Here is a 22352-nt window from a genome sequence, read left to right as displayed (position 1 = left end):
ATAATCCAAGCCCCGCCAATGATCCGCAAACTGCTGCGCCGAGTGTTTCGCCGCGCCGCACCTGCCAACGCCCTGCCTGAACCCGCGGTTATTCCCGTCAGTCGCCACGGAGTCCGCCGGGAGCAAATCTCCCCCGCAGCCAACAAGGTCTGCGCAGTGCTCCAGGAAAACGGCCACAAGGCCTACGTCGTCGGTGGCGCGGTCCGCGACATCATCGTCGGCCAGACTCCGAAGGATTTCGACGTCGCCACCAGCGCCACACCTGAAGAGGTCCGGGCGCTGTTCCGCCGCTCCCGCATCATCGGCCGCCGCTTCAAGATAGTGCACGTGATGAGCGGCCCGGAAACCATCGAGGTATCCACCTTCCGCGCGATGCAGGACGCCGAGTCTGCCGAGACCGACGAACACGGCCGCGTACTGCGCGACAACGTGTTCGGCTCGATGGCCGAGGATGCCACCCGCCGCGACTTCACCGTCAATGCGCTGTACTACAACCCCACCGACGAAACGGTGGTGGACTACCACCACGGCGTCGCCGACCTGCAGCAGAAGACCCTGCGCATGATTGGCGAGCCCCGCGTGCGCTACCGTGAAGACCCGGTACGGATGCTGCGTGCCGCCCGCCTCGGCGCCAAGCTGGGCCTCACCATCGATCCGGCAGCGCGGGCACCGATCCGCGAAATGTCCAGCCTCCTCGAAAACGTGCCGCCGGCACGGCTGTTCGACGAGATGCTCAAGCTGCTGATGTCAGGCCACGCGGTCAAGTGCCTGCGCCAGCTCCGCGAGGAAGGCCTACACCACGGCCTGTTGCCGCTGCTCGACGTGATCCTCGAGCAACCGCTGGGCGAGCGCTTCGTATGGCTGTCCCTCGAGAACACCGACGAACGGGTTCGCCAGGGCAAGCCCGTGTCGCCCGGATTTCTGTTCGCCACCCTGCTGTGGCACGAAGTGCTGGCCGACTGGGAAGCGCGCAAGGAAAAGGGAGAGCACTCCCAACCGGCACTCTTCGAGGCGATGGACGCAGTCCTCGACCGGCAGTCAGGGAAACTCGCGATCACCCGCCGCATCGTCGGCGACATCAAGGAAATCTGGGCTCTGCAGCCGCGTTTCGAGAAGCGCGCCGGCAAAACCCCGTACCGACTCCTTGAGCAGCCACGTTACCGGGCTGGCTGGGACTTCCTGCGCCTGCGCGCCCAGTCCGGCGAGATCCCGATGGAACTGCCCGACTGGTGGGATGCTTTTGCCGACGCTAATCCGGACGCTCGGGAAAGCATGCTGGTACCCGACAAGGGCGGCGCCGCCCGCAAGCGCCGGCGTCGCAAGAAGCCCGCTGGCTCGTCAAGCCCGGCAGCATGAGCGCCATCGCTGTCACCCGCGCCTACGTGGCGCTCGGCGCCAACATCGGCGAGCCGGTCAAACACCTGCGGGCCGCAGTCGATGACCTCGATGCCCTCGCCGAAACACGGGTCGTAGCCCGCTCGTCCTTGTACCGCAGTGCGCCGGTCGGCCTGCTCGACCAGCCGGACTTCATCAACGCGGTGGTGGCGGTGGACACCAAGCTGGCGGCGCTGGAGCTGCTGCATCAGCTGCTTGCCATAGAAACCCGTCATGGCCGCGTGCGCAGCGTAGCCAACGCACCGCGCACGCTGGACCTGGACCTGCTGCTGTACGGTGAGTTGCAGATACAGGACACCGAACTCACCCTGCCCCACCCACGCATGCACGAGCGCGCTTTCGTGTTGCTACCGCTGCTGGAAGTCGCACCGGACATCACCCTGCCGGCCCTCGGCCCTGGCCGGGATTTCCTGCCGTCCGTCGCCGATCAGGCGATCACACGCACCGAGCCCCTCTGAATGCCGATCTGGATCCAGACCGCGCTGTTGCTGTCGGCCTCCAACATCTTCATGACCTTTGCGTGGTACGGCCACCTGAAAAACCTGGCCACTGCCCCCTGGTACGTGGCGGCCTTCATCAGCTGGGGCATCGCGCTGTTCGAATACCTGCTTCAGGTACCTGCCAACCGCATCGGCGCGCAGGAGTTCAATCTCGCCCAACTGAAGATCATGCAGGAGGCGATCACCCTCACGGTGTTCGTCCCTTTCGCCCTCTTCTACATGCAGCAGCCCCTCAAACTTGACTACCTGTGGGCCGCCCTGTGTATCCTAGGGGCCGTTTACTTCATTTTCCGGGCCTGAAAGGCGGAGCAAGCCATGCTCGAAAAAGCGCGCTACATCGTTGTCGAAGGCCCAATCGGCGCGGGCAAGACCACCCTCGCCAAGCGCCTGGCCGACCGCCTGAGCGCAGATTTGCTGCTCGAGAATCCGGCCGCCAATCCCTTTCTCGGGCGCTTCTACCAGAACATGGAGCGCTGGGGCCTGCCGACACAGATCGCCTTCCTGTTCCAGCGCAGCGAACAACTCGCCAGCTTCAACCACGAACACAACCCCCAGCGCCGTGTGGTATCAGACTTCCTGATCGACAAGGACCCGCTGTTCGCAGAGCTCACCCTGGCCGAGGACGAACTGCATCTCTACCGGCAACTCTACGCCCGCCTCAAGCCGACTGTCCGCAAGCCCGACCTGGTGATCTACCTGCAGGCCCAGCCCGAAGTGCTGGTCGAACGGGTGCGCAAGCGCGGCGTGGAATCCGAGCGCAAGCTCAGCGAGGCTTACGTCGAGCGGGTCGCCAAACGCTACGCAGATTTCTTCCATCACTACGACGCCGCACCGCTGTTCATCGTCAATGCCGAGTCCCTCAATCCGGTGGACAAGGCTGAAGACTTCGAACTGCTTTACTCCCGCCTGCTCGCCATGCGCAGCTACCGGGAATTCTTCGGCTACGCAGGTTGATCCCGCGCCCCATACCCGCCTACGCTTTCTTTAGCTTTCTTTGCCGCCGCCCCCCCTCTTGTGCCCTGCACAAGATTGGGGTTAACTGCCGCCGCGAGGAGGACCTGCCATGAGCTATCTACAAGAAAACGACAAACCCGTAACCCTTTTCGAACTCGGCAAGATGCGCGCCGAGGGTCGCAAGATCGCCATGCTTACCGGCTACGACGCCAGCTTTGCGGCACTGCTGGAGCGCAATGGCGTGGACGTGATCCTGATTGGCGACTCCCTTGGCAACGTGCTGCAAGGACAAAAGACCACGCTGCCGGTGACCATGGAGCACATGGTCTATCACACCGAATGTGTCGCCCGCGGCAGCAGTCGCCCGCTGATCGTCACCGACCTGCCCTTCGGCAGCTACACCGAGAGCCCCGCCCAGGCGATGCGTAACTCCGCCCGCCTGATGGCCGCGGGCGCGCAGATGGTCAAGCTCGAAGGCGGCGCCTTCATGGCCGAGACAGTGCGCTTTCTGGTCGAGCGGGGTGTGCCGGTGTGCGCACATATCGGCCTCACGCCGCAATCCGTCCACCAGCTCGGCGGCTACCGCGTGCAGGGCCGCAGCGAGGAGGCGGCAGCGACCCTCAAGGCCGATGCGTTGGCCCTCGAACAAGCCGGTGCGGCGATGGTCGTGCTCGAGATGGTGCCGTCGGCCCTTGCTGCCGATGTCACCGCCAGCCTGACCTCAATGGCCACAATCGGCATTGGCGCCGGCGTGGACTGCCACGGCCAGGTGCTGGTGCTGCACGACCTGCTGGGCGTCTTCCACGGCAAGCGCCCACGTTTCGCCAAGAACTTCATGGAAGGCGCCGCGAGCATCGACGACGCCGTCGGCCGCTACGTGGCCGACGTCAAGGCGGGCCGCTTCCCCGGCCCCGAACACAGCTACTGAAAGCACCCAATGCAGACCCATCACACCATCGCCGGCCTGCGCGCGGCCCTTGCCGGGGCCGGGCGTGTCGCCTTCGTCCCGACCATGGGCAACCTCCACGACGGCCACATCGCACTGATGCGCGAAGCACGTGCGCAGGCCGACGTGGTGGTGGCGAGCATCTTCGTCAACCGCTTGCAGTTCGGCCCCAGCGAGGATTTCGACAAGTACCCACGCACTCTCGCCGACGACTCGGCGCGCCTCGCGTCTGCCGGCGTAGACTTCCTGTTCGCGCCTGATGAAAAAGAGATGTACCCCGCGCCCCAGCACTATCACGTGGAGCCCGACCCGGCCCACGTGAACATCCTGGAAGGCGCGGTACGGCCCGGCCACTTCGGCGGCGTCGCCACGGTGGTCCTGAAGCTGTTCAACATCGTGCAACCCGACGTGGCGCTGTTCGGCAAGAAGGACTATCAGCAGCTGATGGTCCTGCGCAACATGGTGCGCGAACTGGCCCTGCCCATCGAGATCATCGCCGGCGAGACCATCCGCGCCGACGACGGCCTCGCCCTGTCGTCGCGCAACGGCTACCTGAGCGCTACGGAGCGGGCCGAAGCCCCGCGCCTGAATCGCCAGCTGTCATGGATCCGCGAGCGGGTTGCCGCCGGCGAGCGGGATTTCCTGCGCCTGGAAACCGAAGCTGTCGCCGAGCTGGCCGCCCACGGCTGGCATCCGGACTACATCACGATCCGGCGCCGTAGCGACCTTCAGGCACCGGCCCGGGACGACGCCCCCCTAGTGGTACTCGGGGCAGCCCGCCTCGGCAGCACCCGCCTGATCGACAACCTGGAAATCTGAGCATAAAGAAAAAAGGCGACCGCATCGGTCGCCTTTTTTCTATTTACAGGGCCGCGTGGTGGAAGTTCGCCGCCACCCGTGTATCGCCCGGCTCATCACGGCGCTCAACCTGCCCAAAGGCTTCGGCAAGCACCAGGCATTGACGGATATCCTCGATAAGGAATTCGCGCAGACTCACTGCCAGGCTGAACTCGCTCACTTCAAGCTGCGCAGAACAGGCACTGCGTATTTCCTGCAGCACCGCGGGATAAACCGGATCCTGCACCAGCAGACTGGCCAGGCGCGCCTTCAGCTGCGGCACCTGCGACGCCGGCACCAGCCCTTGGTCGAGGCCCCTGCAAGACTGCAGAACCTGTTCGCGCACGATCCGATGATGCCCCATGGCCTGGGCCGTGAGCATCCGTGTCAGCAGGGTGTTCCACTCGTCAGCCAGGCGCCTCTGCTCTGCCTTGCGTTCGCGCCAAGTCTGAATGGCGATGACCATCAGCGCGAAGATCCCAAAACCACCAATAAATACGATGAGCATGATGCACCTCAGTCCAACTACGCTTACTCCGACGCTTCAAGAGTAAACAGTGGCCGGAATGGGCTATGCCGAAAAGGTCACGGCGGACCGCACACATGCCCCCTTTCAAACGTCCAGCGTGAACTCGCTCACACCCCGCAGAGCAAGGCACGGCGCGGCTCACGACTCCCGCAGGGCGCTTACGATGCTCATCCGCGCCGCCCGCAAGGCGGGCATGAGACCACCGATCAGCCCCATACCCAGCGCGAACAGCAAGGTCTGGACGACGATGGCCGGCGTCAGCCGGAAACTGAAAGCCAATTCCGAGAATGACTGCCAGTTCATCGTAGAAATGGTGAACAGCTGCATCAGCGAAGCCGCTGTCAGGCCCGCCAGACCGCCCAGCAGGGACAGCAGCAGGCTCTCCACCAGGAAGGCCAGCAACACGCTGGAACGCCGGAAGCCCAACGCCCGCAAGGTCCCGATCTCCGATGTCCGGCTGGCCACCGCGGCGTACATCGTGATGGTGGCGCCAATGATCGCGCCGACCGAGAAGATCACCGACAAGGTCAGCCCCAGGATGCGGATAAAATTCGCCAGGAGGGCAGACTGATCCGCATAGAAGGTCCGTTCAGGCTTCGCCTCCAGCAGCAGCCGGGGATCGCCGTCGAGGTGCCGGCGCACATCCTCGAAGCGCGCCGGATCGGCCAGGCGGAACAACAGTGACGAAAACGCCTGCCGGCGAAAGGTCTGCAGCAGCTGCTCCACGTCCCCCCAGATTTCGGAATCGAAGCCACTGCGGCCGGCGTCGAAGATGCCGACCACACGCCACTCCCGGCCGCCGAAGCGCACCGCCTCGCCCAGCCCCACCCCGCGAAAGCGCCCGGAGATGCCGCTACCAACGACAATCTCCTCGCTTCCCGGACGGAACATCCGCCCCTCCACGATCTGCAACTGCGGGCGCAAGACCATGCCCGCCTCCCCAACGCCGCGAATGATCACGTTGGCCGGCTTGCCGCCACTCCGCTTGGTGAGGGTGATCAGCACCACCGTCTCCTTCGAAACGAGCGGCTGCCCGCCCGCGCCCCGGACGATCTGCGGCAGGCTTTCCACCAGGGCAGCCTGGCTGCGTTCGACGACGCTCTGCACCTCGGTTTCCGAGCCCTTCCGGATGACCACCACGTTGTCGGCACGACCGGTATCCACCAGGGTTTCCTTGAGCCCCTGCCCAAGCATCAGCACGGCGGCAAAGACGAACACCACCAGGGCCATGCCCCCGGCCGTCAGCAGGGTCGTCAGGCGGCGCGCCCACAGGTTGCGCAGGCTATAGGAGAGCGGGATGGCTTTCATGCCACGGCCCTCAGACCATCGACGATGGAGAGGCGTGCGACCCGCCGCATGGGCAGCAGGGCCGCCACCACGCCGACCGCGCTGGCACAGGCCAGCTGCAGCAACACAGTCTGTTCCGACACGTTGAAGACCGGGAAGAGCGTTCCCATCTGTACCGAGAAAGCGTGGGCCACCGGAAAGGTCAGCACGATGCCGATCGCCCCACCGCCCAGGGACAGCGTCAGGCTTTCTCCCAGGATCAGCACACCGACGAAGAATGGCCGGAAGCCGAGCGCCTTCAGCGTGGCGTACTCGGCAGTCCGCTCCCGCACCGTCATCGCCATGGTGTTGGCCATCACCGCCAGAATGATGAAGATCACCAGGTAGGACACGATACGGATCGCCACCACGATCGCCTCGGTCATTGCCACGAAACCGAGCTGAAAGGCCTTCTCGGTCTCGGTCAGGGTCTCGGCGCGGGAATTCGCGAACTCGCCGTCGATAGCCCGCGACACCTCGGCTACCCGGTCGGCCGAACTCACCTCGACGACGAAGACCCCCACGTTATTGCCACGCCCCGGCATGCGCTTCTTGATCGTTTCGTCCAGATAGGCCCAGTGAAAGAACATCTGGGAGCGGTCGGTCCCCTTCCGGGCTCCATCGTAGATGCCCCTCACGACGAAATCCCAGTTGCCCGGGTAAATCGTGCCCTTCAGGGTAAGGGTGTCGCCGACCCTGAAACCGTAGGTCTCGGCCAGTTTGCGCCCGACGACACAGCCCCGGCGATCGCGCAGGAAACCCTGCAAGTGGGCGTCGTCTAGGACGAACTCGGGATACAGGCGGAAATAGCTCTCCCCATCCACCGCGAACTGGGGAAAGAAATTCTTCGGCTCCTTGTAGATACCGCCGAACCAGCTCGCCCACGACAAGGCCCGCACACCATCGACGGCGCGGATGCGCTCCTTGTAGGTCTGCGGCAGCGGAAAGACCAGGGAGATCGAGCTGCGCGTCACCAGGCGCTTGGCCGAGGCCGCGTCGGCTCCGGCATACCAGGCATCCACGACGGTCCCGAGCAATCCGAAAGCGAGGATCGCCACCACCATGCCCAGCACGGTGAGCGCCGAGCGCAGACGATGCCGCCAGGCATTCAGCAGGATCAGCCGGAGCACGCTCGCCAGCATTCCTCAAGCCCCGTCAGCGGCGCCGGATGCGGCGCACAGCGGCTTGCGCTCTTGCGCTCTTGCCCTCAATCTATACACTCTGACTAGCCTGCAGCGCAGAGCCGCAGGCCCCAGGGATACCAACAAAAAGGAGGGTACGAGACTATGGCTGCAACGGTTCAACAGATTCTTCAGACCAAAGGTTCCACCTGCTACTCCGTGGCGCCCGACACCACCGTGCTGCAGGCCCTCCACCTGATGGCCGAGCACAACGTCAGCGCGGTGCTGGTCATGGAAGGCGAGCGACTGGCCGGCATCTTCACCGAACGGGACTACGCCCGGAAGGTCGTCCTCAAGGGCCTCGCCTCCAAGGACACCAGGGTTGGCGACCTGATGACACCCAACGTGCTCACGGTTTCCCCCAACCACACGGTGGACGACTGCATGTGCATCATCACCAACAACCACGTGCGCCACCTCCCGGTGGTGGACCACGGCAAGGTGGTCGGCATCGTCAGTATCGGCGACGCGGTCAAGTCGGTGATGGAACAGCAACAGGCCACCATCAACCACCTGTCCGGCTACATCGCCGGCGACCTGGCTACCTGAAGCCCTCTGGCGGGCCTGAGGGATGGACCTCATGGCCCGCTCCGCTCTCCACTGAGCGACAGCACGCCTTTTTCAAGGTGAACGACCGCGTGCGCCGCGTCGGCAGCCCGCCGATCATGGGTCACCATCACGATGGTCTTGCCCATCTCGAGGTTCAGGCGCTGCAGCAGGGACAGCACCTCGCCGGCAGAGTCCCGGTCCAGGTCACCAGTGGGCTCGTCCGCAACGATCAGCACCGGATCACTCACCAGCGCCCGGGCGATCGCCACCCTTTGCTGCTGACCGCCCGACAATTCCCCCGGTGTGTGATCCATGCGGTCCGCCAGACCAACCATGGCCAGTGCAAACTCGGCCCGCTCCCGTCGCTCGCGGCCGGACAGGCCGGTCAGCAACAGCGGCAGCGCCACGTTCTCGCGGGCGTCAAGCACCGGCATCAGGTTGTAGAACTGAAAGATGAAACCGATCGTGCGGGCCCGCCAGTCGGCCAGTTCCGCTTCATTCAGGGAGCCCAGCTCGGTTCCGGCCACCCACAATTCACCGCTGTCGGCGTGATCGATACCGGCAATCAGGTTCAGCAGCGTGCTCTTTCCCGACCCCGACGGCCCCATCAGCGCAAGGAAATCGCCCGCCGCGATGTCTAGACTGATGCCGGCCAGCACCGGCACCACCTGGTGGCCCCGCCGGTAGGATTTGCGCACGCCGCAAAGGCGAACGGCCAGTGCCGCCGCTGCAGTCATTGCCGCGTACCCTCGCTCACCGCTGCCCCATCCCGCAGGGATGCGGGCGGACGCAGGACCACGCGGCTTCCCGCCTCAATGCCATGGATCTCGACGAGCTCCCCGATTCGGCCACCGACGCGCACAGCCTTCCGTCGAGCCACGCCATCCGTCACGACGAACACCACCGCCGAGCCGTCCGCCTGCTGGATCGCGTCCCTATGCACGGCTGGCCTGGGAGTGCGGGCGTCAGCCGGGACGGCTTCTGAAAGAAAAGCGATCTTGGCGCTCATTTCGGGCAAAACCCGTGGATCGGAATCGACAAAGCGCACCTTGGTCAGCACGCTGGCCTTGGCCCGGTCCACAGTCGGCACCAGGCGGGCTACCTCCCCGCGGAAACGCAGTTCGGGAAAGGCGTCCAGCTGAATCTCGCAGGGCTGGCCCAGACTGATCTTGGCGAGACTGGCCTCGGAGACATCCGCCTCGACCTCCAGCGTTGCCATGTCGGCCACACTGACCACCGCCCCCTTGCTGTCGGCGGCGGCCGAAAAATTGGTGATGAGATCCCCCACATTGGCGTTCTTGGTCAACACGACGCCGTCGAAGGGTGCCCGGATCTCCGTCTGGGCAACCGCCACCCGGGCCGCCTGCAACGCAGCCTGGGCGGCCTTCTCGGCCGCCTGGGCCGAGCCCAGCGCCGCACGGGCCTTGACTGCCCGCGCCTCGGCCTGGTCGAGTTGCGCCTGGGCCACGAAGTTGCGGGCACGCAGGTCACGGGCCCGCCCCAGGGCCAGTTCGGCATCATGGAGCTCGGCCCGGGCCTGGCCGATGCCCGCGTGGGCCACACCCACGTTGGCTTCGGCCTGGGAGACCTGGGCCAACACATCCCGCTGCTCAAGCCGTGCAATCAGTTCGTCAGCCCTGACCTTCGAGCCTTCCCTGACCCCCAACCATTCCAGGCGTCCGGTCGCCTTGGAGGCCACCGCCGCCTTGCGCTGTGGCACCACGTAGCCGGTGGCATTGAGCACCGTACGCCCCTGGTAAGGCCAGGCTTCACCGACCGTCGCCACCTCAACGGCAATCGGCGCATTGAAACGCAGAGCCAGGGCGGCCAGCACCGCTACTACCAGCGCCAGAGCCAGCAGCAGACGCGTTCGCGTAAACAGGCGGCGACGCGGCGGCACCTCCAGGTGGTCGATGCGCAGACGGCTCAGATCGGAATCGCTCATGACGGACATCGCGGGGTCGGAACGCCCTCATTCTATCCCCATGACAAAGCACTGACGGGGCGACTTCAGGCCTCCGCCGACACGGCCCGGCTCGGGAAACGCACAACCACCGCCAGGCCATGGCCGCCATCGCGCAGCAACCCCGGTTCGAAATCCAGCCGGGCACCAGCGATGTCGACGATGCGGGCGACGATCGACAGCCCCAGCCCGCAGCCATCCGCATCGTTACCAGTTCCCCGCGCGAAGCGGGTCAGCATCTGTTGCCGCAGCTCGGGCGCTATGCCCGGCCCATTGTCGGCAACCGTCAGGCTGGCCGCGCGCCCGTCGACCAGCACAACGACGCGCCCGCCCTCCGGCGAATAGCGCAGCGCGTTGTCCACCAGATTGCGTATCAGCACCTCCAGCCACCAGCGATTGCCGTGCACCACCAGACCGCCTCCCGGCTCCAGCTCCAGGCTCTGGTGCCGCCGCAGCGCCTGCGGCGTCAGCACGGAGCACACCGACTCGGCCAGCTCGGCCAGATCCACCGGCGCATCGGCGCCCGCATGTGCATCGGGATCCAGGCGGGCCAGGGTCAGCAACTGCTCAACCAGATGGGTCATCCGCTCCACCCCCGACAGAACCTGGTCGAGGGCGTGGGAGCGGATCCCCTCTTCTGCCGCCCGGCGCGCCACTTGAGCCTGGATCTTGACGGCAGCCAGCGGGGTACGCAGCTCGTGGGCCGCATCGGCGGTGAAGCGGCGCTCATGGTCAAGGGCCTCGGTCACCCGCGACATCAGCGCATCCAGGGAACTAACCAGCGGCTCGATCTCCTCTGGCAAAGCTCCATCAACAAGCACGGGCTCAGGGCAGCGCGCATCCAATCCTCTCACCGCCGTCGCGACGTCATGCACCGGCCGCAAGGCGCGGCTCACGACAGCCCAGATAGCCACTGCGATCAGCGGCAGCCCGAACAGGATGGGTAGCAGCAGGTGCAAAGCCACCTCGCCGGCCAAGCGATAACGGGCACCGTGGTTCTGTCCAACGATCACCCGGTAAGGACTGTGACCGTGGTCCAAGGTAACGAAACGCCATAACTCGCCATCCAGCTCGCGCTCCTCGAAACCGGCGCTGCCGGTCACCGGTTGCTCCGGCATCTCCGATGAACGCACCAACAACTGCCAGCGCCCCTGCTCATCATGCACAAGGGCCTGAAATGCAACTGGCAGCTGATACGCGTGCTGATGCTCCGCCATCTCCTGGGCGACCTGGGGCGACTGCCCGGCCGCAACGATGGCCAGCAGGGTTTCCGCCACCTGCATCAGCTGCGCATCGAAGAGTTCGTCGGCCTCCTCATGGGCAATCCGAAAAGCCACCACAGCCGACAGGCTCCACAGGGCGGCAACAGCCACGATCAACATCGCCACCAGGCGGCGGCGCAGGGAATAGACGACGCGAACCTGCGTCACCGCGGCGCCTCGTCCACCATGTAGCCCACCCCGCGCACGGTGCGGATCAGCTCGCTGCCCAGCTTGCGGCGCAGGTGGTGGATATGTACCTCCAGCGCGTTGCTCTCCACCGACTCGCCCCAGGCGTAGAGCTGCTCGTCGAGCACCCGGCGAGTCAGCACCCGCCCTGCACCATCGAGCAGCATGCGCAGCAGCTCGAACTCCCGGCTGGTCAGCAGCACTGGCTCGCCCCTCAGGCTTACCGTGCGAGCCGCGGGGTCGAGGATCAGCTCTCCATGACGCAGACAGGCCTCGGCACGCCCCTGAGAGCGCCGCACCAGCGCACGCAGACGAGCTGCCAGCTCGTCCAGGTCGAAGGGCTTGACCACATAGTCGTCCGCTCCTTGGTCGAGGGCGCGGACCTTGTCCGCCACTTGGTCGCGGGCCGTCAGCACCAGCACGGGCACGGGGTTGCCGGCGGCACGCAGCGTCGCCAGCACGGCCACACCATCCTTGCGTGGCAGGCCGAGATCGAGCAGAACCGCCGCGAAGCTCTCACTGCCCAAAGCCGCCAGGGCAGCCTCGCCGTCACGGACCCAATCCACCGCAAAACCGGCGCCCGTCAACCCGGCCTTCACGCCATCGCCCAGCAGGCGGTCATCCTCCACCAACAGAACACGCATCCTGACCAACTCCTTCGGGCGACACGAAAACGAAAACAGCCGCAGGCGAGGATATTCCCCTCCCGCGGCTGGACAGGATCGCACAAGTCGGCGCGCTTCCCGGCGATCACATCCTCCAGCGGAGGCTGGGTGACCACTCTAGTTCGCGTCCCTTAGCGAATCCTTATGGCGCACACCTTTCAGAAGCTCAGGCGATAAGACGCCCCGGTCGGCCCGAGCACCCAGTTGCCGGCCCGCACGCCGACATAGGCGCCGACCGCATCCCAGGCCAGGTCCTTCCACGAAAAGCGGTTGCAGTCCTGCTGGGAATCATAGATTTCCTTGGCCACGCCGGGGATCAGCGCCAGGCCGAAGGCTGTCCAGGTATCGGTACTGAGCCGGGAGGTCCCGACGCCGAGGGCCGCGGAGACACCGAAGTGGGCCGCCTTGTCGCTCCCACCCCAGTCATCGTGGTAGCGACCGCAGGCCTCGGCAGAACCGGTCAGCCCGGCGAGAATCATCAGGGTTGCCAGGGTTTTCAAGCTTAACCTCGTCATGTAATTGAATACCGCCCGCATGATACGGGAGTCCCAAACAGCATCAACGGGTTTCAGCTATCAGGCATCCGACACCTTACAGCGGGCGACGCACGCTCAGGGCCCCGCGAATCTGACCCAGCTGGTAATCCACGGCCCGGTCGTGCGGGTAGCTGCGCGCCAGTTGATCCTTCAGCGCTGCATCCAGTCCTTCTCGCGCACCGTGGCAGGCCAGGCACACATCTCCGACCGGGATGGCCTTGATATAGCGATAGACCTGCTTGCCGTTCTCGCTGACGATCTCACCGGCTTCCAGCGTGTCGGGCTTTTCGCCATTAGCCGCGCGGATGTTGAATTCAGCCAGTTGGCGTGCCTCCCAGACATCCGGTGCGCCTCGTTCCGGATTGCGCGTCTTGAGGCTCACACGGTGCATCTGCCAGCCTGTTTTGTCCGACTGCTCCTTGATCAGCTGCGGAGCCTTGTCCTTGCAGACGGGGATGGCATCCACCGCGCCTTTGGCGACAACGGTTTCCTTCATCATCGCCACCACCTTCGGCAACACCGGCAAAGCCTGCTTGCGGGTGTCGAGCTTGAGCGCATCAAGATCCTGAGCCTGGACATTGAGGGCAATACAGGCAATAGCCACAACGGAGAAATGGGAAGGGCGGAACATGACGACCTCAACAATTAGAAAAATCTAATATACACAATGTCATGCCAACCGCACCAGCACTAGGGAACCTGCGTCATCCTGATCGGACCAACGATAGCCCCCATCACCAACATCGGGAGATCGTCATGGAACCGAACATTCACAGCATTGCCAACCTGTTCGCCCAGCTCGGACTGCCCAGCGACAGCAGTGCGATCGACACCTTCATCGCCACGCATGCGCCCTTGCCCCATGACATGCCGCTGAGTGATGCACCATTCTGGTCGCCGGTACAGGCAGCCTTTCTCAAAACCGAGATTGCCGAGGACGCCGACTGGAGCGCGGTGATCGACACCCTCGACGTCCAGCTGCGCGCCGCCGGTTGAGGCTTATTCCAGCAGCAGGAAGCGCCGGGGATCGACGCCCCACTTCTCCGGCGCCTCGGCCGAGACGATCCGGTCTACGCTTCCCGGCCGACGGGACAGATCGAGCATCTCCGGCTTGATATAGCCATTCGAGCGGGTAGAAAAGAAGACTCGCAGCCGGGGCGTCAGCAGGCTGCCCTCGTTCTGCTCGACCACCACCCCGAGCCGCCCGGACTCGAGGCGCACCAAGCTGCCCACCGGATAGATGCCGACGCAGCGCATGAAAGCCTGCAGCAGCTTCTGGTCGAAGTGGTCGGCGCTCCACTCCCACATCTTGCGCAGCGCCTCGGCTGCCGGAAGCCCCTTGTGGTAGCAACGGTCGGCCGTGATCGCGTCGTAGACATCGACGATCGCCGCCATCCGCGCCATCGTCGAAATCGCGTCGCCGGACAGCTTGTCCGGATAACCGTGGCCATCCAGGCGCTCGTGGTGATGCCGCGTGATATCCAGCGGCACCGGACCGATGCCCGGCGTTTCCAGCAGCACCGCATGGCCATCGCCGGGATGGCGTTTGATCATATCGAACTCGGCATCGGTCAGCCGGCCGGGCTTGTTCAGCACCGAATCGGGCACCCGCATCTTGCCGATATCGTGCAACAGCCCGCCGATCCCGCCCTGGCGCAGTTCATCACCGGAGAGTCCGAGCGAGCGGCCGAAGGCGATCATCAGCGTGCACACGCTCACCGAATGCAGGAAGGTGTAATCGTCCTTGTTTTTGATGCCGATCAGGCCAAGCAAGGCCCCGCTGTTGCGCAGCACCGAGCCGGTGATCGCCTCGACCACCGGCTCGGCGTCCTCCAAGGACACCGCCCGCCCCAGACGCACATCGCTCATCATCGTGCGCACGACCTTGTGGGCCTGCTCATGCACCTTGCGCGCCCGCGCCATTTCCTCATGCACCGACACCCGCAGCACGTGATCGTCAGGCGTTGCCAGCAAGGCCTGCAGCTCCTCCTCGACCGCCGCCTGAACCTCGGTTGCAGCGACTGCGTCCTGGTCATCCAGGCCACGATCGGTATCGATATACACATGCTGGATACCCGCATCGACGATGCGGTGAAGATCTTCCCTCTTGAGGAGGAACTGGGCACGCCAGAACGGGTGTGACATCCAGTCCCCGCACAATTCGTGGACGAACATCCCCGGCTTCAGGCGACTAACGGAAATCTTTTTGAGCATTCAGATTAAACAAATTTAACATTTTTACCGTTTCAACCACAGATTCTCACAAATGGCTGAAGCCGTCACTTCCCAACTCAGGCATCTCGATGCCAATCGTGATGAATTACATGCTCCCGTGCTGCAAAGCACAAGATATACAAACGCTATAATCCCGACTCCCTAAGCCGCTTACAGTCAATCGTTCATGGACATCATCCTGCTTCTCAAGGCCCTGATCCTCGGCGTGGTCGAAGGCCTCACCGAGTTTCTGCCGATCTCCAGCACTGGCCACCTGATTCTGGCCGGCGATCTGCTCGACTTCAATGATGACCGGGGCAAGCTGTTTGAAATCGTCATCCAGTCCGGTGCGATCCTGGCCGTGGTGTGGGAGTTCCGTGAGCGCATCATCAGCACCTTTGCGGGCCTCGGCCGTCAGCGCGAGGCCAACCGGCTGGTCCTCAACCTGTTCATCGCCTTCCTGCCGCTGGCCATTCTCGGGCTGGCCTTCGGGAAGAAGATCAAGTCCGTACTGTTCGCACCGCTGCCGGTGGCCACTGCCTTCATCGTCGGCGCCTTCGTGATCCTGTGGGCCGAGCGGCGCAATCACCGCATCCGCATCGAGACCGTCGATGAAATGCGCCCCCTCGACGCCCTCAAGATGGGCATCGCCCAAGCCTTTGCACTGATCCCCGGCACGTCTCGCTCCGGTTCGACGATCATCGGGGGCATGCTGTTCGGCCTGTCCCGCAAAGCGGCCACCGAGTTCTCTTTCTTCCTGGCCATCCCGACCCTCGGCGTCGCCACGGTGTACGAGCTCTACAAGGAACGGGCCCTGCTCAGCGCCGACGACATCAGCATGTGGATCGTCGGCTTCATCGCCGCCTTCGCATCGGCCTTCCTGTGCGTGCGCTGGCTGCTGCGCTACATCTCCAGCCACGACTTCGTGCCCTTCGCGTGGTACCGCATCGCCTTTGGCATCATCGTGCTTGCAACCTGGCATTTCGGCCTCGTGGAATGGACGGCCCACTGACCCACACTCCGGCGGCAGCGTCCACTCCCGCGGCTGCCGGGCTGTTGGCAAGGAGCCAGCAACTGCTGGATCTCCACGACACCCGGCGTGCCCGCACCCTGCCGCTCAAGCTGTACCTGCCCGAGGGGCGCCAGCCGCACGGACTGATCCTGTTCTCCCACGGCCTCGGCGGCTCCCGCGAAGGCGGGGCCGACTGGCTGGCCCATTGGTGCAGCCATGGCTTCGCGGCCCTTGCCGTGCAGCATCCTGGCAGCGACGCGAGCCTGCTGCGCAACAACTCACCCCTCGGCCTGCGCCATGCCCTGAAGGCGGCAATGAATCCGGACGAGCTCGCCCGCCGCGCGGAGGACATCCGTTTCGTCCTGTCCCGTATCGGCCGCGACCCGGCGCTGGCCGCCATTGCCGACATCCACGCCATCGGCCTGGCAGGCCACTCCTTCGGCGCTGTCACGGTGCAGTTGGTAGCCGGCGAGCACCGCCCGCGACATCTACCGGTCGCCCTCGATCCACGGATAAGGGCAGTCCTCGCCCTCAGCCCATCGGCCCGCTTCGCGGACCAGGGCCCCAGCCTTGACCAGCGTTTCGGCGGCATCCACCTGCCCTTCTTCAGCATCACCGGCAGCCGCGACGACGGCATGGGCCTGTCTGACATCACCGCCGCCAACCGCGAGCTCCCCTACCGCCACATGCCCGCGGGCGACAAATACCTGCTGGTCTTTGCCGGCGGCAATCACCTGGATTTCGCCGGACAGGCCAGTGCAGCCGAAGGTGCCGTCTTTCGCCTGCGCCGCGAGCCGCCGCCATTCCAGCACGCGCTGCTGGCCGCCTCCACCGCGTTCTGGCAGGCTTACCTGCAGCGGGACGACAACGCCCACCACTGGCTTACCACGGCCCTGACCGACCACTTGCGCAGCGACGACCGCTTCGAGTTCAAATGATCATTTACCTCCACGGCTTCTGCTCCGGCCCCCAATCATGGAAGGCCCGCAGCCTGCAGGCCCGCATGGCCGAGCGCGGCCTCGCCGATGCTTTCTGGTGCGAACAGCTGCCGGTATCGGCGCGTGACGCCGTCACGCTGATCGATGGCCAGATCGCCCGCTGCACCACTGCCCCGACACTGGTCGGCAGTTCACTCGGCGGCTACTACGCCACGCACCTCGCGGAAAAGCATGGGCTGCAAGCGGTGCTGGTCAACCCGGCGGTGCTGGCCCCCCTGTCCCTGTCCGCCTACCTAGGGCCGCAGACGCACATGTACACCGGTGAGACTTTCGATTTCACCCCGGCCCACATCGACGAACTGAGGGCCATTGAAGTCCCGCTGATCACACGCCCGGAACGCTACTGGCTACTGGTAGAAACCGGTGACGAGGTCCTCGACTACCGCCACGCGGTGACCCGCTATGCGCGCAGCCGGCAGACGGTGCTCGAAGGTGGTGATCACAGTTTCACGCGCTGGGAGGACTACCTCGACCCGGTCCTGCAGTTCGCCGGGCTGCTGCCATGAGCGGGGGCTTTGACGCGCGCCGTTTCAAGGCCCTCGAACGCAGCGGCTTCAACCGCATCGCCGGGCGCTATGCCGACGGTGCCCCGCTGCGAGCCGGGCTGCAGCAGGCGCTGCTCGATATGGCTGCGCTATGCCCCGGCGAGCACGTCCTCGACCTGGCCGCCGGCCCCGGCCTGCTGGCCCGTGACGCCGCCCGGCACGTCGCGCCCGGAGGCTGGGTGTTGGCCAGCGACATCGCCGAAGGCATGCTGGCGGAGGGCCTGCGCCGCGCGGCCAGCGAAGGCCTGACGGAGCTGCTCGCAACCGCCTGTGACGCCGAGCACCTGAGTTTTGCCGATCACAGCTTCGACGTGACGCTGCTGGGCCTCGGCCTTTTCATCTTTCCGGAACCCGGGCTGGCCCTGGCGGAAATCCGGCGGGTGTTGAAACCCGGCGGACGCCTGGCACTGTCCGTGTGGGGGCAGCGCCAGGACGTCCCGCTGATCCACTGCGCCCAGGACTGCATCGCCCGCCTGCTGCCCGCCCCAAAAGTGGCGCGCCCGTCCGTCTTCCGCTTTGGTGATGCGCCAGCGCTGCACGCACTGCTGGAGCAGGCTGGTTTCTCTGATATCCGCATCGAGCCCTGCCCTGTCACCTGTCACTTCGACAGCCCGGCGACTTACTGGCAGGCCTTCCTCGACCTGGCTGGCGGCGCCGCCGAAGCCCTGTCGCGGCTGCCCGACGAAACACGGCAACGCCTGCAGGAAGCCGTTACCGACGAACTCACGCCCTACCGCAACGCGGACGGCTACACGCTGGAAAGCACCGTCCTCATCGCCAGCGGCCACCGCTAAGTTTCGTCCGGCTTGCCCTTCACCACGCCGAAGCGCTCCAGCGTGCGCTCCCGCGCCTGGGCGTGGTCCACGATGGGAGCCGGATAGTCCTTGCCAATCACGCAGCCGGCCAGCTGCTGGTCGATCGGCGGCATGGTCCACGGCGCATGGATGAACTTGGCCGGCACCTTGGCCAGTTCCGGCAGGTAACGGCGGATGAAGGCCCCGTCGGGATCGAACTTCTCCGACTGGGTCACCGGATTGAAGATGCGGAACCAGGGCTGCGCATCGCAACCGGTAGACGCCGCCCACTGCCAGCCCCCATTGTTGGCGGAGAGGTCGAAGTCGTTGAGGTGCTCGGCGAAGAAGGATTCGCCGCGCCGCCAGTCGATGCCCAGGTCCTTGGTCAGGAAGGACGCGACAATCATCCGCAGGCGGTTGTGCATGAAGCCGCTGTGCAGGATCTGGCGCATCGCTGCATCGACGATCGGATAGCCGGTGCGCCCTTCACACCAGGCAGCGAACCACTCCGGCTTGTCGTCCCAGCGCACCTGGTCGTATTCCGGCCGAAAACTGGCGCCCACCACATGCGGGTGATGCCACAGGATCTGGAAGTAGAAGTCCCGCCAGACCAGCTCCGACAGCCAGGTGTCGGCGCCCTCGCCCCCCAGCGCGACGGCCGCCCGCGCCAGCTCACGGATCGACACCGTGCCGAAGCGCAGATGCACCGACAGGTAGGAGACGCCCTTCAGCGCTGGAAAATCGCGCTTGGCCTTGTAGCGGGCGATGCGCTTCAGGAAATCGTCGAACAGCCTGCGCCCGCCGCCCATGCCGGGCGTGATGCCCAGCTCGCGCAGATTGGTCTCCTCGAAACCCAGCTCGGCCAGGCCCGGCACGGCCTCTCCGGCCGGCAATGGCGCAAGTCGCGCCATGTACTTCTCGACCGGATAGGCTTTCAGATGAAACGGCGTCAGCGCCTTCAGCCAGGCCCGTTTGTAAGGCGTGAACACCGAGAACGGCGAATTGCCCTGGGTCAGCACCTCGCTCTTTTCAAAGATCACCTGGTCCTTGAAGTCAGCAAAGTCGATCTCCAGCACACGCAGCCGCTCCGCTACCTCGGCGTCGCGGGCGAGCGCCGCCGGTTCGTAATCCCGGTTCGCGTAAACCGCGCTCACACCGAGGGCCACCGCCAATGCCGGGATCAGCTCCCGGGCCGGTCCGTGACGGATGATCAGACCGCCGCCGCGGGCGCGCAGCGCAGCATCCAGTTCGATGGTGCTGGCGTGGATGAAATCCACACGCCGATCGCTGCGACCCGGCAGAGCATCAAGAATCTCAGTATCGAAGACGAAGGCACAGAAGACCTGGTCGTGGTGCTTCAGCGCGTGATAAAGCGCCGCGTGGTCGAAGTCGCGCAGATCGCGGCGGAACCAGACGAGGGCAGAAGACATGGACGGAACTCGAAGCAAAGGATGCACGGAGGCCGAAGCATGCCTCAAATTTGCCTCCATAATCCCCCCACATCCCCGACCTCGGCTTAAAATACGCCCGTGACTACGACGACCATCAACCTCACCGATCATTTCCTGATCGCCATGCCCGCCATGGCCGATCCGAACTTCACGCGCACGCTCACCTACATCGCCGAGCACAACGAAAACGGCGCGATGGGCGTCATCGTGAACAGGCCGACCGACATGCGCCTGTCCACGCTTTTCGAGCGCATCGACATCCCCTTCGAGCAGCCTGAGTTTGCCGACCTGCCGGTTTATTTCGGCGGCCCGGTGCAGTCCGACCGCGGCTTCGTACTGCATCGCCCGTCCGGCAAATGGCACTCGACGCTGAAGGTCAGCGACGACATCGGCCTCACCAGCTCCCGTGACGTACTGCAGTCCCTGGCTGCCGACGGGGAGCCTGCCGAAGTGCTGGTCGCCCTCGGCTACGCCGGCTGGTCCGCCGGTCAGCTCGAACACGAGCTGGCGCAGAACGCCTGGCTCACCGTGCCGGCCGACCTGAGCATCGTCTTCGACCTGCCCCCCGAGGAACGCCTGGCCGCCGCCATGCAGCTGCTCGGCATCGATTTCGCCCAATTGTCCGACACCGCCGGCCACGCGTGAGTACTGTCCTCTGCTTTGATTTCGGCCTCGCGCGCATCGGGGTGGCAGTGGGAGAGACGGAAACCGGCCACGCCCACCCGCTGACCGCAATCGCCGAAGAAGCCAACGCCGTCCGCTTTGCCGCCATCGAAAAACTGCTGGCCGAATGGAAGCCCGCGTCCCTGGTGGTTGGCCTGCCAACCCACCTGGACGGCAGCGAGCACGCCATGACAGCCCGTTGCCGCCGCTTCGCGAACCAGCTTCACGGCCGCTACGGCCTGCCCGTGGCCCTGGTGGACGAACGCCTGTCCTCCGCCGAAGCGGAAGAGCTCCTTTCCGAAGCCGGCCACCACGGCTGGCGCAAGCAAAAGCCGCGACTGGATTCCGCAGCCGCCCAGATCATCCTGCTCCAGTACTTCGAAAGTGCCAAACATGCAGCTTCCTGAAGCCGAACAGCTCATCGGCGCGCTGGCCGAATCGATGCGCCCCCACGTCTCCACCGCCACCTGCCTGGTCGGTATCCACACCGGCGGGGTGTGGCTGGCCGAGCGCCTGCACGCGCTGCTGGGCCTGTCCCAGCCGCTGGGCAGCATCGACGTAAGCTTCTACCGGGACGACTACGCTGCCAAGGGCCTGCATCCGCAGCCTCAGGGCTCCAAGATTCCCTTCGACGTGGAAGACACCCACATCGTCATCGTCGATGACGTGCTGTACACCGGCCGCACCACCCGCGCGGCCCTCAACGAACTGTTCGACTACGGCCGCCCGTCCCGTGTGGACCTGGCCGTGCTCATCGATCGCGGCGGACGCGAGCTGCCCATCGCCGCGAGCTTTTGTGCCCTGACCCTGCCGGAGCCCCTGCCGGCCGGGCAAAACCTCCAACTTGAGCGCGACGACTCCGGCGCCCTCACCCTGAGGCTGATCCATGCGTAATCCCCAACTCAACAAGCACGGCGAGCTGCAGCACCTGCTGACCCTCGACGGCCTGCCCCGCGGCATCATCACCCAGATCCTGGATACCGCCGCCCCGTTCACCGAGGTGGCCGAGCGCGAGGTCAAGAAGCTCCCGCTGCTGCGCGGCAAGAGCGTCTTCAACCTGTTCTTCGAGAACAGCACCCGCACCCGCACCACCTTCGAGATCGCCGCCAAGCGCCTGTCCGCCGACGTCATCAATCTCAACGTGTCCACTTCGTCCACGAAAAAGGGCGAAACCCTGCTCGATACCGTGGATAACCTCTGTGCGATGCAGGCCGACATGTTCGTGGTACGCCACGAATCCAGCGGCGCGCCCTACCTGATCGCCCAGCACCTGGAGAACACCGGCCGCGACCACATCCACGTGGTCAATGCCGGCGACGGTCGCCACGCGCACCCGACCCAGGGCCTGCTGGACATGTACACGATCCGGCACTACAAGAAGGAATTCCACAACCTCACCGTCGCCATCGTCGGCGACGTGCTGCACTCTCGCGTCGCCCGCTCGCAGATCGCCGCGCTGACCACCCTCGGTGTGCCCGAAGTGCGCGTCATCGGCCCCAAGACCCTGCTGCCGACCGACGTCGAGAAGATGGGCGTGCGCGTCTTCCACAGCATGGAAGAAGGCCTCAAGGGCGTGGACGTGGTGATGATGCTGCGCCTGCAGAACGAACGCATGAACGGCGCGCTGCTACCCAGCCCGCAGGAATTCTTCAAGGTGTGGGGCCTCACCGCCGAGAAGCTGGCGCTGGCCAAGCCCGATGCGATCGTGATGCACCCGGGCCCGATGAACCGTGGCGTCGAGATCGACTCCGCCGTGGCCGACGGCGGCCAGGCCGTGATCCTGCCCCAGGTCACCTTCGGCATCGCGGTCCGCATGGCCGTGATGAGCATGCTCGGCAGCCACTGA

General features: G+C 65.1%; 27 protein-coding genes. 16 read left to right on the top strand and 11 right to left on the bottom strand.

Going from position 1 to position 22352, the window contains the following annotated elements:
• Window positions 1–18: 18 nt before the first annotated feature.
• From pcnB to panC, 6 genes are all read left to right on the top strand, one after another.
• A complete protein-coding gene (gene pcnB, locus ACE3RX_RS02255) occupies window positions 19–1356 on the top strand; it encodes a polynucleotide adenylyltransferase PcnB (RefSeq protein WP_374479847.1) in 1338 nt (445 codons plus the stop codon).
• Window positions 1353–1853 carry a 2-amino-4-hydroxy-6-hydroxymethyldihydropteridine diphosphokinase gene (gene folK / locus ACE3RX_RS02250; protein ID WP_374479845.1) on the top strand — a complete coding sequence of 167 codons (501 nt, stop codon included), beginning with the start codon at window positions 1353–1355 and terminating at the stop codon, window positions 1851–1853. Before pcnB ends, folK begins: the two co-directional genes overlap by 4 nt.
• A complete protein-coding gene (locus ACE3RX_RS02245; RefSeq protein WP_374479840.1) occupies window positions 1854–2195 on the top strand; it encodes a DMT family protein in 342 nt (113 codons plus the stop codon).
• A 15-nt stretch (window positions 2196–2210) separates the two neighbouring features.
• Window positions 2211–2849 (top strand): deoxynucleoside kinase, encoded by a 639-nt coding sequence (locus tag ACE3RX_RS02240; RefSeq protein WP_374479838.1) that lies wholly within the window; start codon window positions 2211–2213, stop codon window positions 2847–2849.
• 109 nt (window positions 2850–2958) lie between these two features.
• Window positions 2959–3777, top strand: a complete 819-nt coding sequence (gene panB / locus ACE3RX_RS02235) for a 3-methyl-2-oxobutanoate hydroxymethyltransferase (RefSeq protein ID WP_374479836.1) — start codon at window positions 2959–2961, stop codon at window positions 3775–3777.
• Between the two features lie 9 nt (window positions 3778–3786).
• Window positions 3787–4614: a pantoate--beta-alanine ligase gene (gene panC / locus ACE3RX_RS02230; RefSeq protein WP_374479834.1), complete on the top strand. Its 828-nt coding sequence runs from the start codon at window positions 3787–3789 to the stop codon at window positions 4612–4614.
• Window positions 4615–4657: 43 nt separating this feature from the next.
• Here panC and ACE3RX_RS02225 read toward each other — a convergent pair whose 3' ends face one another.
• The 3 genes from ACE3RX_RS02225 to ACE3RX_RS02215 all read right to left on the bottom strand — a co-directional run bounded on the left by ACE3RX_RS02225 (window position 4658) and on the right by ACE3RX_RS02215 (window position 7617).
• On the bottom strand, window positions 4658–5140 hold the full coding sequence (locus tag ACE3RX_RS02225) for a hypothetical protein (RefSeq protein WP_374479831.1): 483 nt from the start codon (window positions 5138–5140) through the stop codon (window positions 4658–4660).
• 159 nt (window positions 5141–5299) lie between these two features.
• Window positions 5300–6469, bottom strand: a complete 1170-nt coding sequence (locus ACE3RX_RS02220) for an ABC transporter permease (protein WP_374479829.1) — start codon at window positions 6467–6469, stop codon at window positions 5300–5302.
• The gene (locus ACE3RX_RS02215) at window positions 6466–7617 is read right to left on the bottom strand and encodes an ABC transporter permease (RefSeq protein WP_374479827.1); all 1152 of its coding nucleotides are present in this window, start codon (window positions 7615–7617) and stop codon (window positions 6466–6468) included. Before ACE3RX_RS02215 ends, ACE3RX_RS02220 begins: the two co-directional genes overlap by 4 nt.
• A 156-nt stretch (window positions 7618–7773) precedes the next feature.
• On the opposite strand from ACE3RX_RS02215, the gene ACE3RX_RS02210 reads away from it, so the two are divergent.
• On the top strand, window positions 7774–8217 hold the full coding sequence (locus ACE3RX_RS02210; RefSeq protein WP_374479825.1) for a CBS domain-containing protein: 444 nt from the start codon (window positions 7774–7776) through the stop codon (window positions 8215–8217).
• Between the two features lie 29 nt (window positions 8218–8246).
• Here the strand turns inward: ACE3RX_RS02210 and ACE3RX_RS02205 are convergent, their stop codons facing one another.
• From ACE3RX_RS02205 to ACE3RX_RS02180, 6 genes are all read right to left on the bottom strand, one after another.
• Window positions 8247–8954: an ABC transporter ATP-binding protein gene (locus tag ACE3RX_RS02205; RefSeq protein ID WP_374479823.1), complete on the bottom strand. Its 708-nt coding sequence runs from the start codon at window positions 8952–8954 to the stop codon at window positions 8247–8249.
• The gene (locus ACE3RX_RS02200) at window positions 8951–10162 is read right to left on the bottom strand and encodes an efflux RND transporter periplasmic adaptor subunit (RefSeq protein WP_374479821.1); all 1212 of its coding nucleotides are present in this window, start codon (window positions 10160–10162) and stop codon (window positions 8951–8953) included. The genes ACE3RX_RS02205 and ACE3RX_RS02200 overlap by 4 nt, the downstream gene beginning before the upstream one ends.
• 65 nt (window positions 10163–10227) lie before the next feature.
• Window positions 10228–11610, bottom strand: coding sequence for an ATP-binding protein (locus ACE3RX_RS02195; RefSeq protein WP_374479819.1), 1383 nt, complete (start codon window positions 11608–11610; stop codon window positions 10228–10230).
• On the bottom strand, window positions 11607–12272 hold the full coding sequence (locus tag ACE3RX_RS02190) for a response regulator (RefSeq protein ID WP_374479817.1): 666 nt from the start codon (window positions 12270–12272) through the stop codon (window positions 11607–11609). The genes ACE3RX_RS02195 and ACE3RX_RS02190 overlap by 4 nt, the downstream gene beginning before the upstream one ends.
• Before the next feature lie 179 nt (window positions 12273–12451).
• Window positions 12452–12793, bottom strand: a complete 342-nt coding sequence (locus ACE3RX_RS02185; RefSeq protein ID WP_374479815.1) for a hypothetical protein — start codon at window positions 12791–12793, stop codon at window positions 12452–12454.
• 91 nt (window positions 12794–12884) lie between these two features.
• Window positions 12885–13460: a DUF3365 domain-containing protein gene (locus ACE3RX_RS02180; RefSeq protein WP_374479813.1), complete on the bottom strand. Its 576-nt coding sequence runs from the start codon at window positions 13458–13460 to the stop codon at window positions 12885–12887.
• Between the two features lie 125 nt (window positions 13461–13585).
• Here ACE3RX_RS02180 and ACE3RX_RS02175 point away from each other — a divergent pair, with 125 nt between their 5' ends.
• Window positions 13586–13825 carry a DUF2789 domain-containing protein gene (locus ACE3RX_RS02175; RefSeq protein ID WP_374479811.1) on the top strand — a complete coding sequence of 80 codons (240 nt, stop codon included), beginning with the start codon at window positions 13586–13588 and terminating at the stop codon, window positions 13823–13825.
• Between the two features lie 3 nt (window positions 13826–13828).
• Here ACE3RX_RS02175 and ACE3RX_RS02170 read toward each other — a convergent pair whose 3' ends face one another.
• On the bottom strand, window positions 13829–15043 hold the full coding sequence (locus tag ACE3RX_RS02170) for an HD-GYP domain-containing protein (RefSeq protein ID WP_374479809.1): 1215 nt from the start codon (window positions 15041–15043) through the stop codon (window positions 13829–13831).
• Window positions 15044–15230: 187 nt separating this feature from the next.
• Between ACE3RX_RS02170 and ACE3RX_RS02165 the strand changes: the two genes are divergently transcribed.
• Genes ACE3RX_RS02165 through ACE3RX_RS02150 form a run of 4 tightly spaced genes read left to right on the top strand, consistent with a single transcriptional unit; the run spans window position 15231 to window position 18392 of the window.
• Window positions 15231–16055, top strand: coding sequence for an undecaprenyl-diphosphate phosphatase (locus tag ACE3RX_RS02165; protein ID WP_374479807.1), 825 nt, complete (start codon window positions 15231–15233; stop codon window positions 16053–16055).
• On the top strand, window positions 16040–16993 hold the full coding sequence (locus ACE3RX_RS02160; RefSeq protein ID WP_374479805.1) for an alpha/beta hydrolase family protein: 954 nt from the start codon (window positions 16040–16042) through the stop codon (window positions 16991–16993). Before ACE3RX_RS02165 ends, ACE3RX_RS02160 begins: the two co-directional genes overlap by 16 nt.
• Window positions 16990–17559, top strand: a complete 570-nt coding sequence (locus ACE3RX_RS02155; RefSeq protein WP_374479803.1) for a YqiA/YcfP family alpha/beta fold hydrolase — start codon at window positions 16990–16992, stop codon at window positions 17557–17559. Before ACE3RX_RS02160 ends, ACE3RX_RS02155 begins: the two co-directional genes overlap by 4 nt.
• On the top strand, window positions 17556–18392 hold the full coding sequence (locus ACE3RX_RS02150) for a class I SAM-dependent methyltransferase (RefSeq protein WP_374479801.1): 837 nt from the start codon (window positions 17556–17558) through the stop codon (window positions 18390–18392). The genes ACE3RX_RS02155 and ACE3RX_RS02150 overlap by 4 nt, the downstream gene beginning before the upstream one ends.
• Here ACE3RX_RS02150 and ACE3RX_RS02145 read toward each other — a convergent pair.
• A complete protein-coding gene (locus tag ACE3RX_RS02145) occupies window positions 18389–19822 on the bottom strand; it encodes a deoxyribodipyrimidine photo-lyase (protein ID WP_374479799.1) in 1434 nt (477 codons plus the stop codon). The genes ACE3RX_RS02150 and ACE3RX_RS02145 overlap by 4 nt on opposite strands.
• 144 nt (window positions 19823–19966) lie before the next feature.
• Here ACE3RX_RS02145 and ACE3RX_RS02140 point away from each other — a divergent pair, with 144 nt between their 5' ends.
• Genes ACE3RX_RS02140 through ACE3RX_RS02125 form a run of 4 tightly spaced genes read left to right on the top strand, consistent with a single transcriptional unit; the run spans window position 19967 to window position 22352 of the window.
• Window positions 19967–20488, top strand: coding sequence for a YqgE/AlgH family protein (locus tag ACE3RX_RS02140; protein ID WP_374479916.1), 522 nt, complete (start codon window positions 19967–19969; stop codon window positions 20486–20488).
• Entirely contained in the window at window positions 20461–20913 is a 453-nt protein-coding gene (ruvX, locus tag ACE3RX_RS02135; protein WP_374479914.1) for a Holliday junction resolvase RuvX, read from the top strand. Before ACE3RX_RS02140 ends, ruvX begins: the two co-directional genes overlap by 28 nt.
• Window positions 20900–21400, top strand: coding sequence for a bifunctional pyr operon transcriptional regulator/uracil phosphoribosyltransferase PyrR (pyrR, locus tag ACE3RX_RS02130; protein WP_374479796.1), 501 nt, complete (start codon window positions 20900–20902; stop codon window positions 21398–21400). Before ruvX ends, pyrR begins: the two co-directional genes overlap by 14 nt.
• The gene (locus tag ACE3RX_RS02125; RefSeq protein ID WP_374479794.1) at window positions 21393–22352 is read left to right on the top strand and encodes an aspartate carbamoyltransferase catalytic subunit; all 960 of its coding nucleotides are present in this window, start codon (window positions 21393–21395) and stop codon (window positions 22350–22352) included. The genes pyrR and ACE3RX_RS02125 overlap by 8 nt, the downstream gene beginning before the upstream one ends.

Source organism: Zoogloea sp., from assembly GCF_041914405.1.
Taxonomy (GTDB): domain Bacteria; phylum Pseudomonadota; class Gammaproteobacteria; order Burkholderiales; family Rhodocyclaceae; genus Zoogloea.
This window is presented reverse-complemented; position numbering and strand designations above follow the sequence as displayed.